At 73.6% G+C, this 18,603-nt stretch carries 14 protein-coding genes and 1 tRNA gene; 10 read left to right on the top strand and 5 right to left on the bottom strand.

Annotated elements, in window-relative coordinates:
• The first annotated feature begins 12 nt into the window (after window positions 1-12).
• Complete coding sequence (locus ACFVHV_RS24695) at window positions 13-753, top strand: Tellurium resistance (RefSeq protein ID WP_359914470.1); 741 nt, start codon at window positions 13-15, stop codon at window positions 751-753.
• 138 nt (window positions 754-891) lie between these two features.
• On the opposite strand, the gene ACFVHV_RS24690 is transcribed toward ACFVHV_RS24695, so the two are convergent.
• Window positions 892-2,076: a TerD family protein gene (locus tag ACFVHV_RS24690; RefSeq protein WP_380353470.1), complete on the bottom strand. Its 1,185-nt coding sequence runs from the start codon at window positions 2,074-2,076 to the stop codon at window positions 892-894.
• Window positions 2,077-2,432: 356 nt separating this feature from the next.
• Between ACFVHV_RS24690 and ACFVHV_RS24685 the strand changes: the two genes are divergently transcribed.
• The 3 genes from ACFVHV_RS24685 (at window position 2,433) to ACFVHV_RS24675 (ending at window position 7,390) form a co-directional block, all read left to right on the top strand.
• The gene (locus ACFVHV_RS24685) at window positions 2,433-3,698 is read left to right on the top strand and encodes an HpcH/HpaI aldolase/citrate lyase family protein (RefSeq protein ID WP_380353468.1); all 1,266 of its coding nucleotides are present in this window, start codon (window positions 2,433-2,435) and stop codon (window positions 3,696-3,698) included.
• 162 nt (window positions 3,699-3,860) lie between these two features.
• Window positions 3,861-6,557 carry a phosphoribosyltransferase gene (locus ACFVHV_RS24680; protein ID WP_380353465.1) on the top strand — a complete coding sequence of 899 codons (2,697 nt, stop codon included), beginning with the start codon at window positions 3,861-3,863 and terminating at the stop codon, window positions 6,555-6,557.
• Window positions 6,557-7,390 carry an HAD family hydrolase gene (locus ACFVHV_RS24675; RefSeq protein ID WP_380353462.1) on the top strand — a complete coding sequence of 278 codons (834 nt, stop codon included), beginning with the start codon at window positions 6,557-6,559 and terminating at the stop codon, window positions 7,388-7,390. Before ACFVHV_RS24680 ends, ACFVHV_RS24675 begins: the two co-directional genes overlap by 1 nt.
• A 16-nt stretch (window positions 7,391-7,406) precedes the next feature.
• Here the strand turns inward: ACFVHV_RS24675 and ACFVHV_RS24670 are convergent, their stop codons facing one another.
• The gene (locus tag ACFVHV_RS24670; RefSeq protein WP_380353459.1) at window positions 7,407-7,631 is read right to left on the bottom strand and encodes a zinc ribbon domain-containing protein; all 225 of its coding nucleotides are present in this window, start codon (window positions 7,629-7,631) and stop codon (window positions 7,407-7,409) included.
• A gap of 103 nt (window positions 7,632-7,734) precedes the next feature.
• Window positions 7,735-9,144 (bottom strand): hypothetical protein, encoded by a 1,410-nt coding sequence (locus ACFVHV_RS24665; protein ID WP_380353456.1) that lies wholly within the window; start codon window positions 9,142-9,144, stop codon window positions 7,735-7,737.
• 172 nt (window positions 9,145-9,316) lie between these two features.
• On the opposite strand from ACFVHV_RS24665, the gene ACFVHV_RS24660 reads away from it, so the two are divergent.
• A tRNA-Val gene (locus tag ACFVHV_RS24660) sits at window positions 9,317-9,388 on the top strand.
• 65 nt (window positions 9,389-9,453) lie between these two features.
• Here ACFVHV_RS24660 and ACFVHV_RS24655 read toward each other — a convergent pair.
• Both ACFVHV_RS24655 and ACFVHV_RS24650 read right to left on the bottom strand, forming a co-directional pair.
• Entirely contained in the window at window positions 9,454-10,710 is a 1,257-nt protein-coding gene (locus tag ACFVHV_RS24655; RefSeq protein WP_380353453.1) for a restriction endonuclease, read from the bottom strand.
• Between the two features lie 1,008 nt (window positions 10,711-11,718).
• Entirely contained in the window at window positions 11,719-11,877 is a 159-nt protein-coding gene (locus ACFVHV_RS24650) for a hypothetical protein (RefSeq protein WP_380353451.1), read from the bottom strand.
• Between the two features lie 293 nt (window positions 11,878-12,170).
• On the opposite strand from ACFVHV_RS24650, the gene ACFVHV_RS24645 reads away from it, so the two are divergent.
• The 5 genes from ACFVHV_RS24645 to ACFVHV_RS24625 all read left to right on the top strand — a co-directional run bounded on the left by ACFVHV_RS24645 (window position 12,171) and on the right by ACFVHV_RS24625 (window position 18,455).
• Window positions 12,171-12,785, top strand: a complete 615-nt coding sequence (locus ACFVHV_RS24645; RefSeq protein ID WP_359907258.1) for an HAD-IA family hydrolase — start codon at window positions 12,171-12,173, stop codon at window positions 12,783-12,785.
• A gap of 146 nt (window positions 12,786-12,931) precedes the next feature.
• On the top strand, window positions 12,932-13,636 hold the full coding sequence (locus ACFVHV_RS24640; protein ID WP_359907257.1) for a VIT family protein: 705 nt from the start codon (window positions 12,932-12,934) through the stop codon (window positions 13,634-13,636).
• 249 nt (window positions 13,637-13,885) lie between these two features.
• Window positions 13,886-16,432 carry an ATP-dependent Clp protease ATP-binding subunit gene (locus ACFVHV_RS24635; protein WP_380353447.1) on the top strand — a complete coding sequence of 849 codons (2,547 nt, stop codon included), beginning with the start codon at window positions 13,886-13,888 and terminating at the stop codon, window positions 16,430-16,432.
• Between the two features lie 92 nt (window positions 16,433-16,524).
• Window positions 16,525-17,781: a sensor histidine kinase gene (locus ACFVHV_RS24630; protein WP_359907252.1), complete on the top strand. Its 1,257-nt coding sequence runs from the start codon at window positions 16,525-16,527 to the stop codon at window positions 17,779-17,781.
• A complete protein-coding gene (locus ACFVHV_RS24625; protein WP_359907250.1) occupies window positions 17,778-18,455 on the top strand; it encodes a response regulator transcription factor in 678 nt (225 codons plus the stop codon). The genes ACFVHV_RS24630 and ACFVHV_RS24625 overlap by 4 nt, the downstream gene beginning before the upstream one ends.
• Window positions 18,456-18,603 lie beyond the last annotated feature (148 nt).

Genomic DNA, 18,603 nt, shown 5'->3' with positions numbered 1-18,603 from the left:
GGAGAGGACTGCATGGTCTCGATCTGGGAGTACCTGCGCGGGGACAAGAGCTACACCTTCGACAACCCCGGCGGTCAGCACAAGGTCATACTCACCAAGTCGGCCCCGCAGCACGCGATCACCGGGTCGGCCGCCACCACCGGCTACCTCTACGTCAACCTGCACTGGACGATGAGCGCCGGAGGCGCCGCCCGGCCGAGCACCCGGGAGTCCGTGAAGCGGTTCTTCAGCCCGCGGATCCTGCGGCCGCAGGACCCGGACTCGCCGCAGGGCACCGAGCCGACGAACGTCGACCTCGACCTGGCCTGCATGTACGAGCTCTCCGACGGGAGCACCGGCGTGGTGCAGCCGCTCGGCGGGCTCTTCGGAGACCTCCAGAACGCGCCGTACATCAAGCTCAGCGGCGACGACCAGTACGGGGCGCCGTCCGGCGAGACGATGTACGTCAACCTGGAGAAGAAGGACAAGTTCAAGCGGCTGCTGATCTTCGTCTACATCTACGACGGCACGCCGGCCTTCGAGCAGTCGCACGCGGTGGTCACGATCGTGCCGCAGACCGGGCCGCGGATCGAGATCAAGCTGGAGGAGCGGGCCCGGGCGGCGCGCTCCTGCGCGGTGGTGCTGATCGAGAACTCGGGGGACAACCAGCTGACGGTGCGCCGCGAGGTGCGGTACGTCAACGGGTTCCAGGCGGACATCGACCGGCTGTACGGCTTCGGGATGCAGTGGCAGCGCGGGTACAAGAGCGACTGACGGCGGTCGGCGGTCGGCGGTTCGGTGGTGGTGCCGGGCCGGGGCCGCGGCTCGGCGGTTCCGGCGGGGCCGGGGTCGCGCGGGGCCGGGTCCGGGTCTCGGCGGGGCCGGGGCTGTCGGGCGGCCCCGCCGGGGGCGTCAGCGGGGCTGGAACTGCGGGCCCTGCGGGGGCAGCGCGAACTCCTCGCCGGTGGAGGCCGGGGGCTGGGCCGTCGGCGGCTGCGGCGGGACGGGCGGCTGCTGGCCGGTGCCGGGCTGCGGGTAGCCGTAGCCGGCGGGGCGCTGCTGCTGCGGCGGGACGGGCTGGTTCGGCTGGGGATAGCCGTAACCGCCCGGCTGCTGCTGGTACAGCTGCTGGCCGGTGCCCGGCTGCGGGTAGCCGTAGCCGCCGGCGGGCTGCTGCTGGGGGTGGCCGTACGCCGGGCCGGTCTGCTGGGGGTAGCCGTAGCCGGTGCCGGGCTGGTGGCCCGGGGGCGCGGTGGGCGGCGGGGGCATGGTCGGCGGGGCCGCGGGCGGCGGCGGGGTCGCCGGTGCGGGCGAGGCGCTCGCGGCGGCGGTGGCCGGGGCCGGGGCGGTGGCCGGTGGCTGGGTGGGCGGCTGGGCCGGGGCGGGCGGCTGGGCCGGCGGCGACAGCGGGACGGCCGGGGCCAGCGTGAAGGTGCCCGGCTCGGGGGTGGTCGAGCGCGGGTCCGGCATCGCGGTGCTGCGCGGGTCGAGAGTGCCGGACGGGGTGGTGGACACGGGCACCTGGGCGGGCACCTGGTCGGCCTCCGCCTCGTCGTCCACCATGATGCCGAAGTCGGTGGCGAGACCGATCAGCCCGGAGGTGTAGCCCTGGCCGATCGCCCGGAACTTCCAGGACCCGGACCGGCGGTACAGCTCGCCGGCGACCAGGGCGGTGACGTTCTCGGCGTCGTCGATCCCGAACTCGGCGAGCGCGGGCACGCCCTCGCCGGCCGTGGCGTCGAAGAGCAGCAGGCGCAGCCCCGGCACCGCGCGGAACGGTCCGCCCTCGGAGGAGCCGGCCAGCACCACCCGGTCCACCTCGGTGGGCAGCTTGCCCAGCTCGACCTCGATCGTGTCGATGATCTCGGCGCCGCCGGAGGTCTGCTGCTTGGGCAGGTGGCGGACCAGGCCGGAGGGGTGGCGGGGCTGGTTGTAGAAGACGAAGTCGGCGTCCGAGCGGACCTTGCCGGAGGCGCCGAGCAGCAGCGCCGACGCGTCCACGTCCGGCGCACCGGGCGTGGCGCTCCAGCGCAGCACGGCGCGGACCGCCGCCGCCGGCAGTGCGATGTTGGCGCCCTTGGCCATCACGTGCGTCATAGCCGACCATCCTGCCTGTTCGCCACCCCTTCGGACAACGTGACCGGACCGGTCCGTGCCGGGTCGGACTTTGCCAAGACTTGCGCTTTCCGAGGTTTGCCGCCGTCGTTTCCGGGGTTCGCCGCCGTTCCGCCCATGATCGTCCAAGTGGACCGGGATGTTCCGGGAGTTCAGTGCCGGGGAACCGGGACCGGCCGGATCCCGTCCGTACGATGGGCGGTCGAAAGGTCCCCGGGGTTTCGACGCAGGGGCGCCCGGCGGAGGCGCCCCGGGAACCAAGGCGCCCGGTCGGCCGGTTGACCAGGGTGTCGTCGGCAACCGGTCAGGGGCCGGTCCACTTCCTGGAGGAGAGCACCTTGCGCCATTTCGGCCACCTCGCCGAGGACGTACGCGGCCGGCTCTTCCTGGAACAGCCGCGCCCGTTCGACGTGCGGAGCGAGCCGACGGTGCTCGCCACCGCCCTCGGCGGCACCCTCTACAGCCCGGCCACCCGACCCGCCCTGGCCGCCGACATCCGCAAACTCGCTGGTCGGGGCGTGGTGTCGATGGTGCTCTGCCTGGAGGACGCGATCGCCGACCACGAGGTGGACGCGGGCGAGCGGAACCTGGTCGAGCAACTGAATGACCTGGTCAAGGATTTCACCTCCTGTGCACAGAGCCACCCCCTGCTCTTCATCAGGGTCCGCACCGCCGCCCAGATCCTCGACCTGGCCCGGCGCCTCGGACCGGCCGTCGAACTGCTGAGCGGCTTCGTGCTGCCGAAGTTCACCCCCGAGAACGGTGGCGAGTACCTGGCCGCGCTGGCCGCCGCCGAGGCCGCGACCGGGCGGCGGCTGTTCGCCATGCCCGTCCTGGAGTCGCCCGAACTCGCCCACCTGGAGACCAGGCGGGACCAGCTCTTCGGCATCGCCGACCTGCTCGCCGGCCACCGCGAGCGGGTGCTCGCCGTCCGGCTCGGCGTCACCGACCTCTGCTCCGCGTACGGCCTGCGGCGCTCGCCCGACCTCACCGCGTACGACGTGGCGCTGGTCGCGTCGGTGATCGGGGACGTGGTCAACGTGCTCGGCCGGGCGGACGGCACCGGGTACACCGTCACCGGACCGGTCTGGGAGTACTTCCCGGTGCAGGAGCGGATGTTCAAGCCGCAGCTGCGCCGGACCCCGTTCGCGGGGGCGTCCGTCTCCGTCGCGGCCGGGGCTGCGGCCGGGACCGCCGGGACTGCCGGAGCTGTCGGGACTGCCGGGACCGCCGGGGCACTGCGGGCCTCCGGGGAGGAGGTCCGCCGACGGATCATCGAACACGACCTGGACGGACTGATCCGGGAGGTCGAACTCGACCGGGCCAACGGCCTGCTCGGCAAGACCTGCATCCACCCCAGCCATGTGCCGGCCGTGCACGCCCTCTCCGTGGTCACGCACGAGGAGTACTGCGACGCCCGGGACATCCTCCGGCAGGAGCATGACGGCGGCGGGGTACTGCGCTCGGCGTACACCAACAAGATGAACGAGGCCCGGCCGCACCGGGCCTGGGCGGAGCGGGTGCTGCTGCGGGCGGAGGTGTTCGGGGTGGCCCGGGAGGACGTGAGCTTCGCGGAACTGCTGTCGGCCTGCCTGTGCGGCTGACTGTTTCCGCGACCGAACCCGAGCCGTTCCCTCCGGTTCCCCCGGCGGGGATATGACGGATCCGTGAGCGGCGGGCACCGACGCACCGACGCACCAACGCACCGACGTACCAACGCACGAACGCACGAACGCACCAGCGCACCATCGAAGGCAGGACCAGCAGTGACAGCAACACCGCAGACGTGGACCGGCCGTTGGGTCGCCGACCGGGCCGGGATCGCGCTGACCGGATCCGAGCGCCTCCCCGAACTCGTCGGCCTGGCGCTGCGCTCGGGAAACCCCAAGCGCGCCCACCTGCTGGTCTCCAACGTGCTCGGCAAGCACGTGCCGCAGCGGCCCTCGGTGGTCCACGGCACCGGGCTCGAACTCGGCCGCCGGGTCCGCGAACTGCTCGGCGCCGCGGCCACCGCGCGCGCCGTCGTGCTCGGCTACGCGGAGACGGCCACCGGCCTCGGCCACAGCGTCGCCGACGGCCTGGACGCCCCCTACCTGCACTCCACCCGCCGAGCGGTGCCCGGCCTGGCCCCGGTCGGCGGCTTCGAGGAGGAGCACTCGCACGCCACCTCGCACCTGCTGCTCCCCGCCGACCCCGCACTCCTCGCCGGGGACGGGCCGCTGGTGCTGGTGGACGACGAGTTCTCCACCGGCCGCACGGTGCTCAACACCATCCGCGACCTGCACGCCCGCCACCCCCGCGGCCACTACGTGGTGGTCGCCCTGGTGGACCTGCGCTCCGCGGCCGACCGGCGCCGGCTCGACGAGGCCGCCGCCGAACTCGGCGTCCGGCTGGACCTGGTGGCCACCGCGAGCGGGACCGTCGAGCTGCCCGAGGACGTCGTGGCCCGGGCCGAGCGGCTGATCGCCGCGGCGGCACCGGAGGAAGTGCCACCGGCGGCCCCCGCGGCGCCGCTGGCCCGGATCGAGCTGGACTGGCCCACCGGACTCCCGGACGGCGGCCGGCACGGCTTCACCGCCCGCGACCGCGCCCGGCTGGACGCCGCACTGCCCCGACTCGCCGGACAGCTGGCCGAGGCCCTGCCCGCAGGGGCACGGCGGGTGCTGGTGCTCGGCTTCGAGGAGCTGATGTACGCGCCGCTGCGCCTGGCCGACGCCCTCGACGAACGGCTCGGCGGCAACCGCGTCCGGTTCTCCACCACCACCCGCTCGCCCGTCCTGGCGGTGGACGACCCCGGCTACGCCATCCGCACCCGGCTCGCCTTCCCCGCCCACGACGACCCGCAGGACGGCGGCTCGCCCGAGCGCTACGCGTACAACGTCGCCCCCGGCAGCGACCCGGCGCGGCGCTTCGACGCGGTGGTGCTGGTGGTGGACGACATGGCCGACACCCCGGCGCTGCACGAGGGCGAGCGGGCGCTGCTCGGCCAGCTGCGGCAGGTGACCGACCGGGTGGTGCTCGCCGTGCTGCCCTCGCACCGGCCGGTGGCCGGGGGTGCCGCGCTGGCTGGGCCGTCCGCGACGTCCGCGACGTCCGCGACGGCTGGGCCCGTTCCGCGGTCCGTTCCGCGGTCCGTTTCGCCGTCGCTGTTGCCTTTGACGTCGCCGTTGCCGTCGTCGACGCTGCCCGTGCCGCTGTACGGGCCGGCGTTCTCCTCGTACCCGGCCGAGGAGGTGGCCTGGCTGCTCAAGGACCTCTCCGGGGTCGCGCTCGAAGCCCCCACCGAGGAGCGCGAGGAGGCCGTCCAGAACGGCGGCGCGCACTACGCCGAGTCGCTGCCGGTCGAGTACCAGCCCAGCCCCGAGTACCAGGAGCTGTTCCAGCAGGCACTGCGCGGCTCCGCCGCCCGGATCGCGCTCGCCGTCGGCACCGTCGCCGAGACGCTGCTGCGCGAGCGCGGCCCCGGGCTGGTGCTCGCCTCGCTGGCCCGCGCCGGCACGCCCGTCGGCATCCTGGTCCGGCGCTGGCTGGCCTTCGCGCACGGCCTGTCCGTCCCGCACTACGCGGTCTCGATCGTGCGCGGCCGCGGCATCGACCCGGTCGCGCTGCGGTACCTGGCGGCCCACCACCGCGCGCAGGACGTGGTGTTCGTCGACGGCTGGACCGGCAAGGGCGCGATCACCCGCGAACTGGCCGGCGCGCTGGCCGGCACCGACTTCGACCCGGACCTCGCGGTGCTGGCCGACCCGGGCCGCTGCGTGCGGACGTACGGCACCCGGGACGACTTCCTGATCCCGTCCGCCTGCCTCAACTCCACCGTCTCCGGGCTGGTCTCGCGCACCGTGCTGCGGGCCGGGCTGATCGGGCCGGACGACTTCCACGGCGCCAAGCACTACGCCGAACTGGCTGGGAGCGACGTCTCTGCGGCCTTCCTGGACGCGGTGGCCGCCCGCTTCGGCGAGGTCCGTGCCGCGGTGGCCGAGGGTGCCGGCCGGCTCGCCGACGACCCGCAGCGGGCGCCCGACTGGGCCGGCTGGGCCGCGGTCGAGCGGATCAGCGCCGAGTACGGCATCGACAACGTCAACCTGGTCAAGCCCGGCGTCGGCGAGACGACGCGGGTGCTGCTGCGGCGCGTTCCCTGGCGGATCCTCGCCCGGCGCGGCGCCGGCGCGGACCTCGACCACGTCCGGCTGCTCGCCGCCCAGCGCGGAGTCGAGGTCGAGGAGGTGGACGGCTTGCCGTACACCTGCGTCGGCCTGATCCACCCCCGCTACAGCCGCGGGGCGACCGGGGACGACGGGCGTGCCGTGACCGACGGGCACCGCGGTACCGACGGGCACCCCGGCACCGACGTGCGCCCCGGCGCCGACGGGAGCGCCGTGACCGACCGGCGTGCCGCGACCGACCGGCGTGCCTTCACCGATGGGCGCGTCGCGACCGAGACTACGGGGAGGGATTCCTGATGGGTGTTCTGGTGGCCAGCGACCTCGACCGGACGCTGATCTACTCCGAACGGGCCATGGCCCTGGCCGAGCCCGACCGGCTCGCGCCGCGGCTGCTCTGCGTCGAGGTGTACCAGGGGCGGCCGCTGTCCTTCATGACCGAGCGGGCCGCCGGGCTGCTCGCCGACCTCGCCCGGGAGGTCTGCTTCGTCCCGGCCACCACCCGGACACCGGAGCAGTACGGGCGGGTCAACCTGCCCGGCCCGACACCGGACTGGGTCCCCGCGTACGCGATCTGCGCCAACGGCGGGCAACTGCTGGTGGACGGCGTGCCGGATCGTGACTGGCGGGCCGAGATCACCACGCGGATAGCGGCCGGCTCGGCCCCGCTGGAGGAGGTGACCCGGCGGCTCGCCCTCTGCGCCGACCCGGAGTGGACGCACAAGCGGCGGGTCGCCGACGAGCTGTTCGCCTACCTGGTGGTCGAGCGCGCCGCGCTGCCGGAGGGCTGGCTCGACGAGCTGACCGGCTGGTGCGCCGAACGCGGCTGGACGGTCTCCCTGCAGGGGCGCAAGGTGTACGCGGTGCCCGCGCCGCTCACCAAGAGCGCCGCGCTGGCCGAGGTCGTCCGGCGCGCCGGCGCCGACACGGTGCTGGCGGCCGGGGACTCACTGCTCGACGCGGACCTGCTGCTCGCGGCGGACGCGGGCTGGCGTCCGGGGCACGGCGAACTCGCCGACAGCGGCTGGACGGCCCCCGGCGTCACCGCCCTGACGGAGGTGGGGGTGACGGCGGGGGAGGAGATCGTCCGGCGGTTCCTCGCCGGAGCGTCCGCCCTGCCGGTCGGGGTCTGACCGGGACCGGCCCCGGTCAGCCGCAGCAACCGCCCCCGCAGCAACCGCCCCCGCCCCCGCCCCCGGCGGCGGGGGCCTGCTGGGCGGCGGCCGCGCCACCCGTGACGGCGACGGTGGACAGCAGCTTCACGGTGTCCTCGTGGCCCTGCGGGCAGACGGCGGGGTCGTTGGCCTGGGCCATCGGGCGGCGGAGCTCGAAGGTGGCGCCGCAGGAGCGGCAGCGGAAGTCGTAGCGTGGCATACCGGCAGCGTACCCAGCGGGGGTGGCTGCCGGGAGCCCTGTTCCGGCGCCACTGGTCCTCCTGGTCCTACCGGTGCCACCGGCGTTCCCGGTCCTACCGGTCCTACCGGTGACCGCCGAGGTCCCCGCGGATCAGCTCGATCACCCGCGCCGCCGTGTCCCGCACGCCCGCGAGCTCGGTCAGGAAGTGCCAGTAGTCGGGGTGCCGGCCCGCCGCCTCCAGCGCGGCCACCGCGCGGTCCAGCCGGGCCACCGCCTCGTCCAGCGGGGCGGCGTGCCGCGGGTCCGGCGCGCTGCGCCCGGCCATCGCCAGCCGCTGCGCGTCCCGGATCGCGAAACGGGCGCGCTCGATCTCCCGGTTGGGGTCGTGCTGCACCTCGTTCAGCTGCCGCAGCCGGTCGTTCACCGCGGACACCGAGCCGTCGGCGGTCTCCAGCAGCGCGCGGACCGTCCCGATCGCGGCGGTGGCGTCCGCCCAGCGCTGCTCGTCCCGCGCCCGGGCGGCCTCGGCGAGCTTGCGCTCGGCGGCGCGGCCGGTCTCCGCGACCTGGTCCGACACCCGCTGGAGGTCCTGCCAGCAGGCGGTGCTGAACCGGCGGCGCAGCTCGCTCAGAGCGGGCTCGACCGTCGCGGCCTTGGTCTCCAGTGCCTGGATGCGGGTCCGCAGGCTCGCCACCCGCCGGTCGATCTCCCGCGCCCGCTCCGGCAACTGCCCGGCGTCGGCGGCGATCGCCTCGGCGCGGTGCTTCACGTCGTCCGCGCGCCGCAGGGTGTCCGCGACCCCGTGCCGTGCCGGGCCCTCGTTCAGCCGGCCGAGCTCGGGCGCCAGCTCGGCCAGCCGGGCCGCCAGGTCGTCCGCCCGCAGGCCGGCGCCGCGCGCCTCGTCCAGCGCGGTGGTGGCCGCGAGCAGCGCGCGCTTGGCCTGCTCGACCGCCGGGGTGACCCGCATCAGCTGCTGCTCGGCGTGCTGGACGGTCGGCTGCAGCCGGCGCAGGAAGTCGTTCAGCTCCGCCCGGGCCGAGCCCAGCTGGCCCTTCACGTCCTCCAACTGGCGCTTGGCCTGCGCGGCCGTGCCCGCGTCCAGGGTCTCGCTGTCCAGGTTGTGGGCGTCGAGCGCGGCGAGGTAGTTCACGGTGACCTGGTCGACCCGGCCGGAGATCGCCGCCAGGTCGGCCAGCGCGCGCTGCGCCGCCTGTCCCTCCTCCGCCGCGCGGACCGTCTCCACCGCGAGCTGCACCTCGCGCTGGGTCTCCTCCAGCTCGTAGAACGCCTCCTGGGCCGCCGCCCGGGCCTCCCGGGCCTGTGCCCGTCCGCCCTCACCGCCGCCGCGCCGGCCCCACCAGCCGCCGGTCCCGGCCGAGGCCAGCCCGACCGCCCCCAGCGCACCCGCCAGCACCACCGGCAACACCAACGCGTCGGCCAGCGCACTCCCCGCCCGACGCCGCCCCCGCCCGCTCCCGCCGGCCACCGTCACTGCGCGCTCCCTGCTCCGACCCGCTGATCCGGCCTCCATTCTCCCCGATCCCCCCACCGGCCCGGCACCCCCTCCCACCCCATCCACCTCACGGCCCCGCACCCCGCCGCACCCCCGCCCACCCGCCACCCCACCGGACACCCGGCCCACACCACCTCCCGGGACCAGGTACCCTAGGCACTCGTCGTACGCCCACCGGGCATACGGCAGGGGGCGCGTAGCTCAGTGGTAGAGCGCTGCTCTTACAAAGCAGATGTCGGCGGTTCGAAACCGTCCGCGCCCACGGCACGGAAGGGCCAGTTCGGAGGCAGAATCCTCTCGAACTGGCCCTTGATCGTTTCTGGGCTCCTACTCGTCCCGGGCCACCTGCGTGCCGGATACCCCCGGTGCAGGGAAGCGCTGAGCCAGCCAGGACTCGACAGCAGCCTTGGACGTGTAGCCGTGCTGCCGAAGCAGGTCGACGATGTCACGGCCACAGATAAGAATCACCGGGTGCTGATCGTCACGGATCTCCTCCTGCATCTGCCGGTTGAAGAACGATGTCGTGACGAGGACTCCGAAGTTCCGATGCCGGAGCCGGGAGATCAATCGACTCCCCTCCTTGACCCCGACCGACTGATCCGGCGATTTGCACTTGGCTTCAAGTGCGAAGTCGATTGCGATCCGGTCCGCGGGAGGGCCCAGATGGTACTGGCCGACCGCATCCCGGCCCCCGTCGCGGCTCCGGCGGGTCACCTCAACCTGCCCGGTCGCCGGCGCGAGCAGGCGCCAGAGCTCCACAGCGCACGGCTCGAAGTCGTGTTCCCGGCCGCGGAAGTGCTCCCGCACAGCAGCCAAGATCTCCTGGGACTCCAGGTCGTGCGGCAACTGCTCTGCCTGGCTGCGGATGACGGTTGTGGCGGGAGCTGCGAGTGCCATGTAGGAACGGGTCTCGACCCATGTCCGCCAAGCCTCTGGGCAGCCGCCTTCCAGGGCGTCACCGCCGTTCAGCACATGCTCAATCCAGGTACGCGGGATCACAGCCTGGTCGAGCACGGTGAAACGCGCCCGGTAGTTCTGGAACCGTCGGCCGTTGGTGGTGCGCCAGATTGCGGCCAGCTCATCGTCCGAGGTCAGGGCAGGGCCGCCGGGTGCGAGCAGGCCGCGGAACCGGACGCCGCGGCCGGTGGCGCCAGCCTTCTCGAAGAGCAGGAACGGAGGTATTCGGCGGCGGGCGTCAGGCCCCTCGTGCGACGCAGCGAAGACATCGCGCAGTAGGAGGTTCCCGCGGCGTGGAGTCTTGTGCATCTCGTGGCCGGGGGTCCGGTTGTCGCCGAAGTAGGTGAAGCCGCCAGTCTGAGGGTCGAGAGCATCTGGCCAGTCAGGCTGCCGGCCGGTCGTGTAGAGGACTGCAAGGCGTACGGACTGTTCCTGTGGCGAGCCGGCGGGCCTGAAGCCGCCCTGGTTGCCGACCCCCGGGACGAGCCTGTTGATCGGGTCATCTGAGCTGTTGCCCCTCGTGCCGCCGGGGTAGAACGCATCAAGATGGAGGTCGACCCCGGACAGATCCGCGAAAGTAGCGGCAGGTTGTTCGGTCTGGGGCGAGGGTATGGCGGAGGCGGGCACGTGATCAGGCTCCGTTCTGCTGAGCTTGCAGTACGTATGTGCGAATCGAAGTCTCTCGCGAGCGTGATCACATGAGGTCACCGGGGTAATCGCCGGTCCTGGCAAGGAGTAGTGCAGCCGGTCATGTGCCGGTAGATCTGCGCGGCCCGGGTGCTGCTGTGGCCCGTTCTGGTCCTGAGCTCCCGGGTGTCGGCCCCGTTCTGCGAGGCGAGGGTGTTTCCGGTGCACAGAGGTCGTGGAAGTGGGCATCCTCGCTCACCTCAGTAGCAGTGCGGGCCTTGATCCAGTCGTCCCGGAGGCTTCTTCGGCGGAGCTTGCCGCGGCGGGGCCCGATGAGGTGTGCCCGCCCGAGCAGGGGTCGGCGAATCGGTCGAGGTGGTGTTCCGGGTCGCCCACGATCCCGGCAGGAAAGCGATGGGGCGGAAGCCCGCACGGCTCTTCGACGCCTTGCCGTAGAGCCGACCGCGGTTGAGCTCCGCCCGGTTGCGCTGCACCCGGACGAGCCGGTTCACCAGTTCGACGTCCCGCCGGGGGAGCGTAGCCGGCTTGCCGAAGCGGAGCGTCGGGAACACGGTCAGCAGCGCCAGGGCCCGCCAGTGTGGACTGATCGCGTCGGCGGTGACGACCTCGGTGACCGTGAGGACTGGGCGCTCCCGTACGTCGCAGGTATCCGCCCCCGTGGCGCGGCACGGGTTGTGCTGGAACAGCTCACGTCCACGGCGGTTTTCATGATGGCCCGCAGCAGTTGGTGCGCCTTGACGACGGAAGGCTCGTCCGCGCCGTCGTGGAGGAGGTTCGATCGCCGGGTGAGGACACTCGCCGACGTGGTCTCGGAGATCATCCGGTGGCCCAATCAGAGCTGGATGTACTGGCGGTGCGTGATCGTGTACCGCTCGTGTGTGCTCTCCTCCAGCTTGCGGTCCCGCAACCAGGCGGTGGCGAAGCCGACCAACTTGACCTTCCCGGAGTCCGGATCGGCTTACTTGTCGTGCCTGGTGTCCGCCCCGGTCAGGTGAGCGCAGCCTCGGCATCGGTCTTGGTCGGGTAGGTCACCTCACCCTTGTGCATCAGTCCGGTGACTGAGTCCGGGTAGTGGATCTGCCAGCGGCCGGAGGGCAGTTGGCGGGCGGAGTCGAAGCGGCGGCGGGTTCCCTCGATGTTCGCCATCAGGCAGCCCTCCTGAGCTGTCCGCGCCGGACGGTGACCGGCTGGACGGTACGAGTGGTGATGAACTCGGCGATGGCCGAAGCCGGGACCTTCCAGGACCCAGGCGCGGCGCTCGGCGCGGCGGTCGGGGAGTTGGCAGGTCGGGTGGGGTGCAGGTCGGGGCGGGTGGCGCACCTGGGCCGGCTCCTCGGCCGTTTCCGGGTCCTGGCGGTGCGCCGGGCCTGGGGCCCTTCGCCGGTCGGGGGTGGGGGCTGCCGGGTGGCGGTGGTGGGCCGGGGTGGTAGGGAGGGGGGATGTTGACCAGGGCGTTCGATGCGGTGCTGTGCGATGTGGACGGGGTGATCCGGTTCTTCGACGGGGCCGAGGTGGCGGCGTTGGAGCGGGCGGCGGGGGTGGGTGAGGGGAGTACGGCGGAGGTCGGGTTCGCACCGGAGAACGACCTGCCGCTGCTGCTGGGGCGGATCGGGAAGGCGGAGTGGGTGGAGTCGATCGCGCGGGGGCTGGCCGGGCGGGTGACGGGCGCGCAGGCGCGCGGGCTGGCGGAGGCGTTCGCGAACTCGCCGTTCCGGGCGGACGAGGCGGTGGTGGGGCTGTTGCGGCAGGTGCGGGAGCACTGCCGGGTGGTGCTGGTGACCAATGCGACGGCGTGGCTGGACGAGGACCTGGCGCTGCTGGGGCTGACGGACCTGGCGGACGCCGTGGTGAACAGCTCCCGGGTGGGCAGCGCCAAGCCGGACCGGCGGATCTACGAGATCGCCGCCGAACGGGCCGGGGTGGTGCCGGAGCGGTGCCTGTTCGTGGACGACCGGCAGGAGAACGTGGACGCGGCGGTGGCGCTGGGCATGACCGGGGTGCGCTACCGGGGACCGGAGGACCTGCGGCGGGCGCTGGCGCCGGTACTGGGGTAGCGGGTCAGCGGGTCAGCAGGTGTCGTGGGGGCCGCCGTTGAGGTGCCGGGTGCCGGGTGCCGGGGGCGGGGGTACCGCGGGTGGCGGGGGTGGGGGTGGCGGGCGAGGATCGGGGGGACCGGGCGGACCCCTGAGAGCGGTGGCGGATGGCTGAGCAGGTCGGGGAGTCGCGGGCGGAGCTTTCCTCGCGCTTGAACTGGCTGCGCGCGGCCGTACTGGGGGCCAATGACGGCGTGGTGTCGACGGCCGGCCTCGTAACCGGTGTGGCGGGCGCGGAGGGCTCCCGGACGGCGCTGCTCGCGGCGGGGGTGGCCGGGCTGCTGGCGGGGGCGATGTCGATGGCGGCGGGCGAGTACGTCTCGGTCAGCACCCAGCGGGACACCGAGCGGGCCGCGTTGGCGCAGGAGCGGCGGGAGCTCGCGGAGGATCCGGAGGGGGAGCTCGACGAGCTGACCGACTACTACCGGGGCAGCGGGCTGGAGGACGGCCTGGCCCGGGAGGTGGCGACGGCGCTGACCGAGCGGGACGCGCTGGCCGCCCACGCGCAGACCGAACTGGGCATCGACCCGGACGTGTTGACCAACCCCTGGGAGGCGGCGCTGGCGAGCGCGGCGGCGTTCACGCTGGGTGCGCTGGTGCCGCTGCTGGCGGTGCTGCTGCCGCCGGAGTCGTGGCGGCTGATGGTGACGGTGGTGGCGGTGGTGGTCGCGCTGACCGTGTCGGGCTGGACGAGCGCCCGGTTGGGCGGGGCGGGGCCGGGGCGGGCGATCATGCGCAATGTCGTGGGCGGGCTGCTGGCGATGGGGGTGACGTACAGCGGCGGTGTGCTGCTGGATCAGGTCATCGGGTGAACGCGCGTTCCCGGCCCCGTGAACGGTTCCGTGTCGGGCCCGCCCGTACGTCCGCCGCCCGTACGTCCGCCCGCCCGCACGACCGGCCGCACGTCCGTCCGCCCGTCCGTCCGCCCGCATGTCCGCCCGCACGACCCGCCCGGCGGCGAGGCCCGGGCTCGCCGGTTGGCGGCGCCGTCCGGCTCGACAGGCGAGGTGCCGCGGCCTGTGTTTGTGTGGCTGCAAACCGCTTGGGAGAGGTGAAGCGCCGTGACCGTGCCCCCGTTCGGATCGAACGATCCGTTCTCCGATCTGCTCAGCCGGTTCTTCGGGATGAGCCCGCTGGCTTCCCCGCCCGCCGTGCAGCGGGTGCCGATCGGGCGGTTGCTCAGCGAGTCCTCGCAGGAGTTGCTCGCGCTGGCCGCGCGGCGGGCGGCCGAGGACGGCTCCAGTGACCTCGACACCGCGCACCTGGCCTGGGCGGCCACCCGGGTGGAACCCTCGCGCCGGATGCTGGAACGGGCCGGTATCGATCCGGACCGGCTCTCCGGGGACCTGGAGCACGCCCTGCCCGCGGGCGATGCCGAGGCGGTGGACGGCCGGCCGGCGCTCACCCCCTCGGCCAAGCGCGCGCTGCTCGCCGCGCACGCCCAGTCGCAGGCGGCGGGCGCCTCGTACATCGGCCCGGAGCACATCCTCGGCGCGCTGCTCGACCAGGAGCGCTCGGGGGCCGGGGTGGCGCTGCGCAACGCGGCGCCCTCGCAGGGGGCGCTGAAGTCGGTGCTGGAGGGGCGCGGCACCGGCGGCGAGCGCAGCAGTACGGGTGCCCGCCCGAGCGAGACGCCGACGCTGGACGAGTACGGGCGCGACCTCACCGAGGAGGCGCGTTCGGGCCGGTTGGACCCGGTGGTGGGGCGGGCCGAGGAGATCGAGCAGACCGTCGAGATCCTCTCCCGGCGGACCAAGAACAATCCGGTGCTGATCGGTGAGCCGGGCGTCGGCAAGACGGCGATCGTCGAGGGCCTGGCCCAGCGGATCGTCTCCGGGGACGTGCCGCAGAGCCTCAGGGAGAAGCGGGTGGTCACCCTCGACCTGACCGCGCTGGTGGCGGGTTCCAAGTACCGGGGCGAGTTCGAGGAGCGGCTGAAGAACGTGATCGACGAGGTCACCGCGGCCGAGAAGAGCGTGATCCTGTTCCTGGACGAGCTGCACACCGTGGTCGGCGCGGGCGGTGGTGGCGAGGGCTCGATGGACGCCGGCAACATCCTCAAACCGGCGCTCGCGCGCGGCGAGTTGAGCGTGGTCGGCGCGACCACGCTGGACGAGTACCGCAAGCACGTGGAGAAGGACGCCGCGCTGGAGCGCCGCTTCCAGCCGGTGCTGGTGCCCGAGCCGAGCGTCGAGGAGACCGTCGAGATCCTCCACGGGCTGCGCGACGCGTACGAGGCGCACCACCAGGTGCGGTTCACCGACGAGGCGCTGGACGCGGCGGCGACGCTCTCCGACCGGTACGTCAGCGACCGTTTCCTACCCGACAAGGCGATCGACCTGTTGGACCAGGCCGGCGCGCGGGTCCGGCTGCGCAGCCTGAGCGGGTCGACCGAGGCGACCGGGGTGCAGGACCGGATCACCAAGCTGAAGCGGGAGCTGGACGAGGCCGTCGCGGACGAGGAGTTCGTCCGGGCCGCCAACCTGAAGACCGAGCTGCGGCAGACCGAGGACGAACTGGCGGCGATGGCCGAGTCCCGCGAGGAGGTCGTCGATGTGACGGCCGACGACATTGCGCAGGTGCTCTCCTCCCGGACCGGCATCCCGGTCGCGGAGTTGAACGCGACCGAGAAGGAGCGGCTGCTCAAGCTGGAGGAGCACCTGCACGAGAAGGTGATCGGCCAGGACGAGGCGGTCACGGCCGTCGCCCAGGCGGTGCGGCGCGGCCGGGCCGGGATGGGTGACCCGGACCGTCCGACCGGTTCCTTCCTCTTCCTCGGGCCGACCGGCGTCGGCAAGACCGAGCTGGCGAAGGCGTTGGCGGCGCTGCTGTTCGGCGACCCGGACCGGATGATCCGCTTCGACATGAGCGAGTTCCAGGAGAAGCACACCGTCTCCCGGCTGGTCGGCTCCCCGCCCGGGTACGTCGGTTACGAGGAGGCCGGGCAGCTGACCGAGGCGGTGCGCCGCAAGCCGTACAGCGTGCTGCTCTTCGACGAGGTGGAGAAGGCGCACCCGGACGTCTTCAACCTGCTGCTCCAGGTGTTGGACGACGGGCGGCTGACCGACTCCCAGGGGCGTACGGTCGACTTCCGCAACACCGTGGTGATCATGACCAGCAACATCGGCTCCCAGCGGATCCTCGACCATGCGGGGAACGTGGACGAGATCCGTGACGACCTGATGCGCGACCTGAGGCAGCAGTTCCGGCCGGAGTTCCTCAACCGGATCGACGAGGTGATCGTCTTCCACGCGCTCACCCGGAAGGACCTGCTCTCGGTGGTGGACCTGCTGCTGGACCGCAGCCGGCGCCGGCTGCGGGCCCAGGACGTCGAGCTGGACGTCACCGGGACGGCCAAGGAGTACCTGGTCAACCGGGGCTACCAGCCGGAGTTCGGGGCCCGGCCGCTGCGCCGGACGATCCAGTCGGAGTTGGACAACCGGATCTCCAACCTGCTGCTGGACGGTTCGGTGCGGGAGGGGGACACGCTGATCGCGGACGTGAGCGACGGGGAGCTGGTGGTGACGCTGGCGCGGCCGGAGGCGTCGGCGACCTTCGAGGAGGCGGAGGCGAAGGCCCGGGCCGGCTCGGCCGCCGCGGGGGACTGAGGACGACCGGGGCGGGCGTACTCCAGCGGGAGTACGCCCGAACGCCACTGCTGGAGGACGCGCGGGGACGCGTCGCGGTCTAGCTTGTGGGCATGATGCCGCCCACGTCCCCGCCGACCGAGCCGCCCTCGGTGGAGCGGCCACCGGCGCAGCCGCCGGAGGAGCCGCCCGAGCCGTGGCGCCCGCCGTGGGTGCGCGCGGCCAAGGCGGGCTACCCGCTCGGGACGGCCGCGGCGGTCGCGGTGCTCCAGGTGGTCGGCTCGACCTTCGCCGGGCACAACCAGCACGGGCGGGCCCCGCTGGACGCCTTCGGCTACCTCCTGCTGCTGCTCGGGCCGGCGCTGCTGGTGCTGCGCGAGCGCCGGCCGGTCGCGGTGGTGGCCGGCACCTCGGTGGTCACCGCCGGGTACCTGGCCGCCGGGTACCCGTACGGGCCGGCCTTCGTGAGCTGGCTGATCGCCTGCTGCGTGGCGATCGGCTCCGGCCATCGCCGGGCGGCCTGGGCCGGTGCGGGGGGCGTCTACCTGGTGCACCTGCTCGGCACCTTCGTCCTGCCGCAGGGCTGGCAGCGCGCGGCCCCGCCGTCCGGCAGCGTCTGGCTGCAGGAGCTGGGGCTGCTGGCCTGGCTGCTGCTGGTGATGGCGGGGGGCGAGCTGGTCCGGTTCCGGCGCGAGCGGATCGCCGCCCACCGGGCCTACCAGCAGCAGTTGGAGGAGCGCCGGGCCAACGAGGAACGGCTCAGGATGGCCCGGGAGCTGCACGACATCCTGGCGCACAGCCTGTCGCTGATCAGCATCCAGGCCGGGGTCGCGCTGGCGCTGCTCGACCGTCGGCCGGAGGAGGCCCGCGGCGCGCTGGTCACCATTAAGTCGACCAGCAAGGAGGCGCTCGGCGAGGTCCGCCAGGTGCTCGCGACGCTGCGCGGGCCCGGGGCGGCGCCGCGCGGACCGGCCCCGGGGCTGGACCGGCTGGACGAACTCACCGAGCAGGCGGACCGGGTGGGCCTGGCGGCGGAGGTGCAGGAGCGCGGCGAGCGGCGCGCGCTGTCCGCCGCCGTCGACCTCACCGCCTTCCGAATCGTCCAGGAGGCGCTCACCAACGTGGTCCGGCACTCGGCGGCCCGCCAGGCGGTCGTGGTGCTGGACTGGACGGACCCGGCCGTGCTGGTGGTCCGGGTGGAGGACCCGGGGCCGGCGGTGCTCGCGGACGCGGGCGGGTCGGGCAGCGGGCTGGTCGGGATGCGGGAACGCGCGGCGGCGTTCGGTGGCACCATCGCCGCGGGGCCGCTGCCCGACGGCGGCTTCCGGGTCCGGGCGGAGCTGCCGACACCGAAGGCGGAGAGCGATTGATTCGGGTACTGCTGGCGGATGACCAGCTGCTGGTCAGGGCGGGCTTCCGGGCCCTGCTGGACCTCCAGGACGACCTGACGGTGGTCGGCGAGGCGGACGACGGCGAGGCCGCGCTGCGGCTCGCCCGTGAACTCGTCCCGGACGTCGTGCTGATGGACATCCGGATGCCCCGGATGGACGGGCTGGAGGCGACCAGGAGGATCGCCGAGGACCCGGCGCTGTCCCCCGTGCGGGTGGTCGTGCTGACCACCTTCGAGCTGGACGAGTACGTGTTCGAGGCGCTGCGCTCGGGGGCCGCGGGCTTCCTGGTCAAGGACACCGAGCCGGCCGAACTGCTGCGGGCGATCCGGGTCGCCGTCGCGGGGGACGCGCTGCTCTCGCCGGGCGTCACCAGGCGGCTGATCGGCGAGTTCGCCGCCCGGTCGAAGGCGCCCGAGGCCGTGCCGGAGGGGCTCTCGGACATCTCGATGCTGACCGAGCGGGAGCGCGAGGTGCTGGCCCTGGTCGGGATGGGGCTGTCCAACGAGGAGATCGCCCGGCGGCTGGTGGTCAGCCCGCTGACGGCGAAGACGCACGTCAGCCGGGCGATGGTGAAGCTCGGCGTGCGGGACCGGGCGCAACTGGTGGTGCTGGCCTACGAGTCGGGGCTGGTGCGGCCGGGCTGGCTGGGCTGATCCGCTCCTGGCGGTTGCGGTCCATGGGCGGTTGGCCCACGGGTGGTTGGTCCATGGGCGGTCGCGGTCCACGGGGCGGGTGCGCCGGAGGCGTCGCCGTCGCGCGGCTGCTTCCGGCCCCGCGTGTCGCGGGTGGTTCCTACTCTCC

Source organism: Kitasatospora sp. NPDC127116, from assembly GCF_042677365.1.
Taxonomy (GTDB): domain Bacteria; phylum Actinomycetota; class Actinomycetes; order Streptomycetales; family Streptomycetaceae; genus Kitasatospora; species Kitasatospora lactacystinica.
Note: the sequence above shows the minus strand (reverse complement) of the source record. Positions and strands in the feature narration are given on the sequence as shown.

Bases quoted from the DNA above. Each gene is read 5' to 3' on its own strand.
- ACFVHV_RS24695 (WP_359914470.1), top strand. From the start codon at position 13: ATGGTCTCGATCTGGGAGTACCTGCGCGGGGACAAGAGCTACACCTTC.
- ACFVHV_RS24690 (WP_380353470.1), bottom strand. From the start codon at position 2,076: ATGACGCACGTGATGGCCAAGGGCGCCAACATCGCACTGCCGGCGGCG.
- ACFVHV_RS24675 (WP_380353462.1), top strand. From the start codon at position 6,557: ATGGGTGTTCTGGTGGCCAGCGACCTCGACCGGACGCTGATCTACTCC.
- ACFVHV_RS24670 (WP_380353459.1), bottom strand. From the start codon at position 7,631: ATGCCACGCTACGACTTCCGCTGCCGCTCCTGCGGCGCCACCTTCGAG.
- ACFVHV_RS24665 (WP_380353456.1), bottom strand. From the start codon at position 9,144: ATGGAGGCCGGATCAGCGGGTCGGAGCAGGGAGCGCGCAGTGACGGTG.
- ACFVHV_RS24650 (WP_380353451.1), bottom strand. From the start codon at position 11,877: ATGGCGAACATCGAGGGAACCCGCCGCCGCTTCGACTCCGCCCGCCAA.
- ACFVHV_RS24645 (WP_359907258.1), top strand. From the start codon at position 12,171: ATGTTGACCAGGGCGTTCGATGCGGTGCTGTGCGATGTGGACGGGGTG.
- ACFVHV_RS24640 (WP_359907257.1), top strand. From the start codon at position 12,932: ATGGCTGAGCAGGTCGGGGAGTCGCGGGCGGAGCTTTCCTCGCGCTTG.
- ACFVHV_RS24630 (WP_359907252.1), top strand. From the start codon at position 16,525: ATGATGCCGCCCACGTCCCCGCCGACCGAGCCGCCCTCGGTGGAGCGG.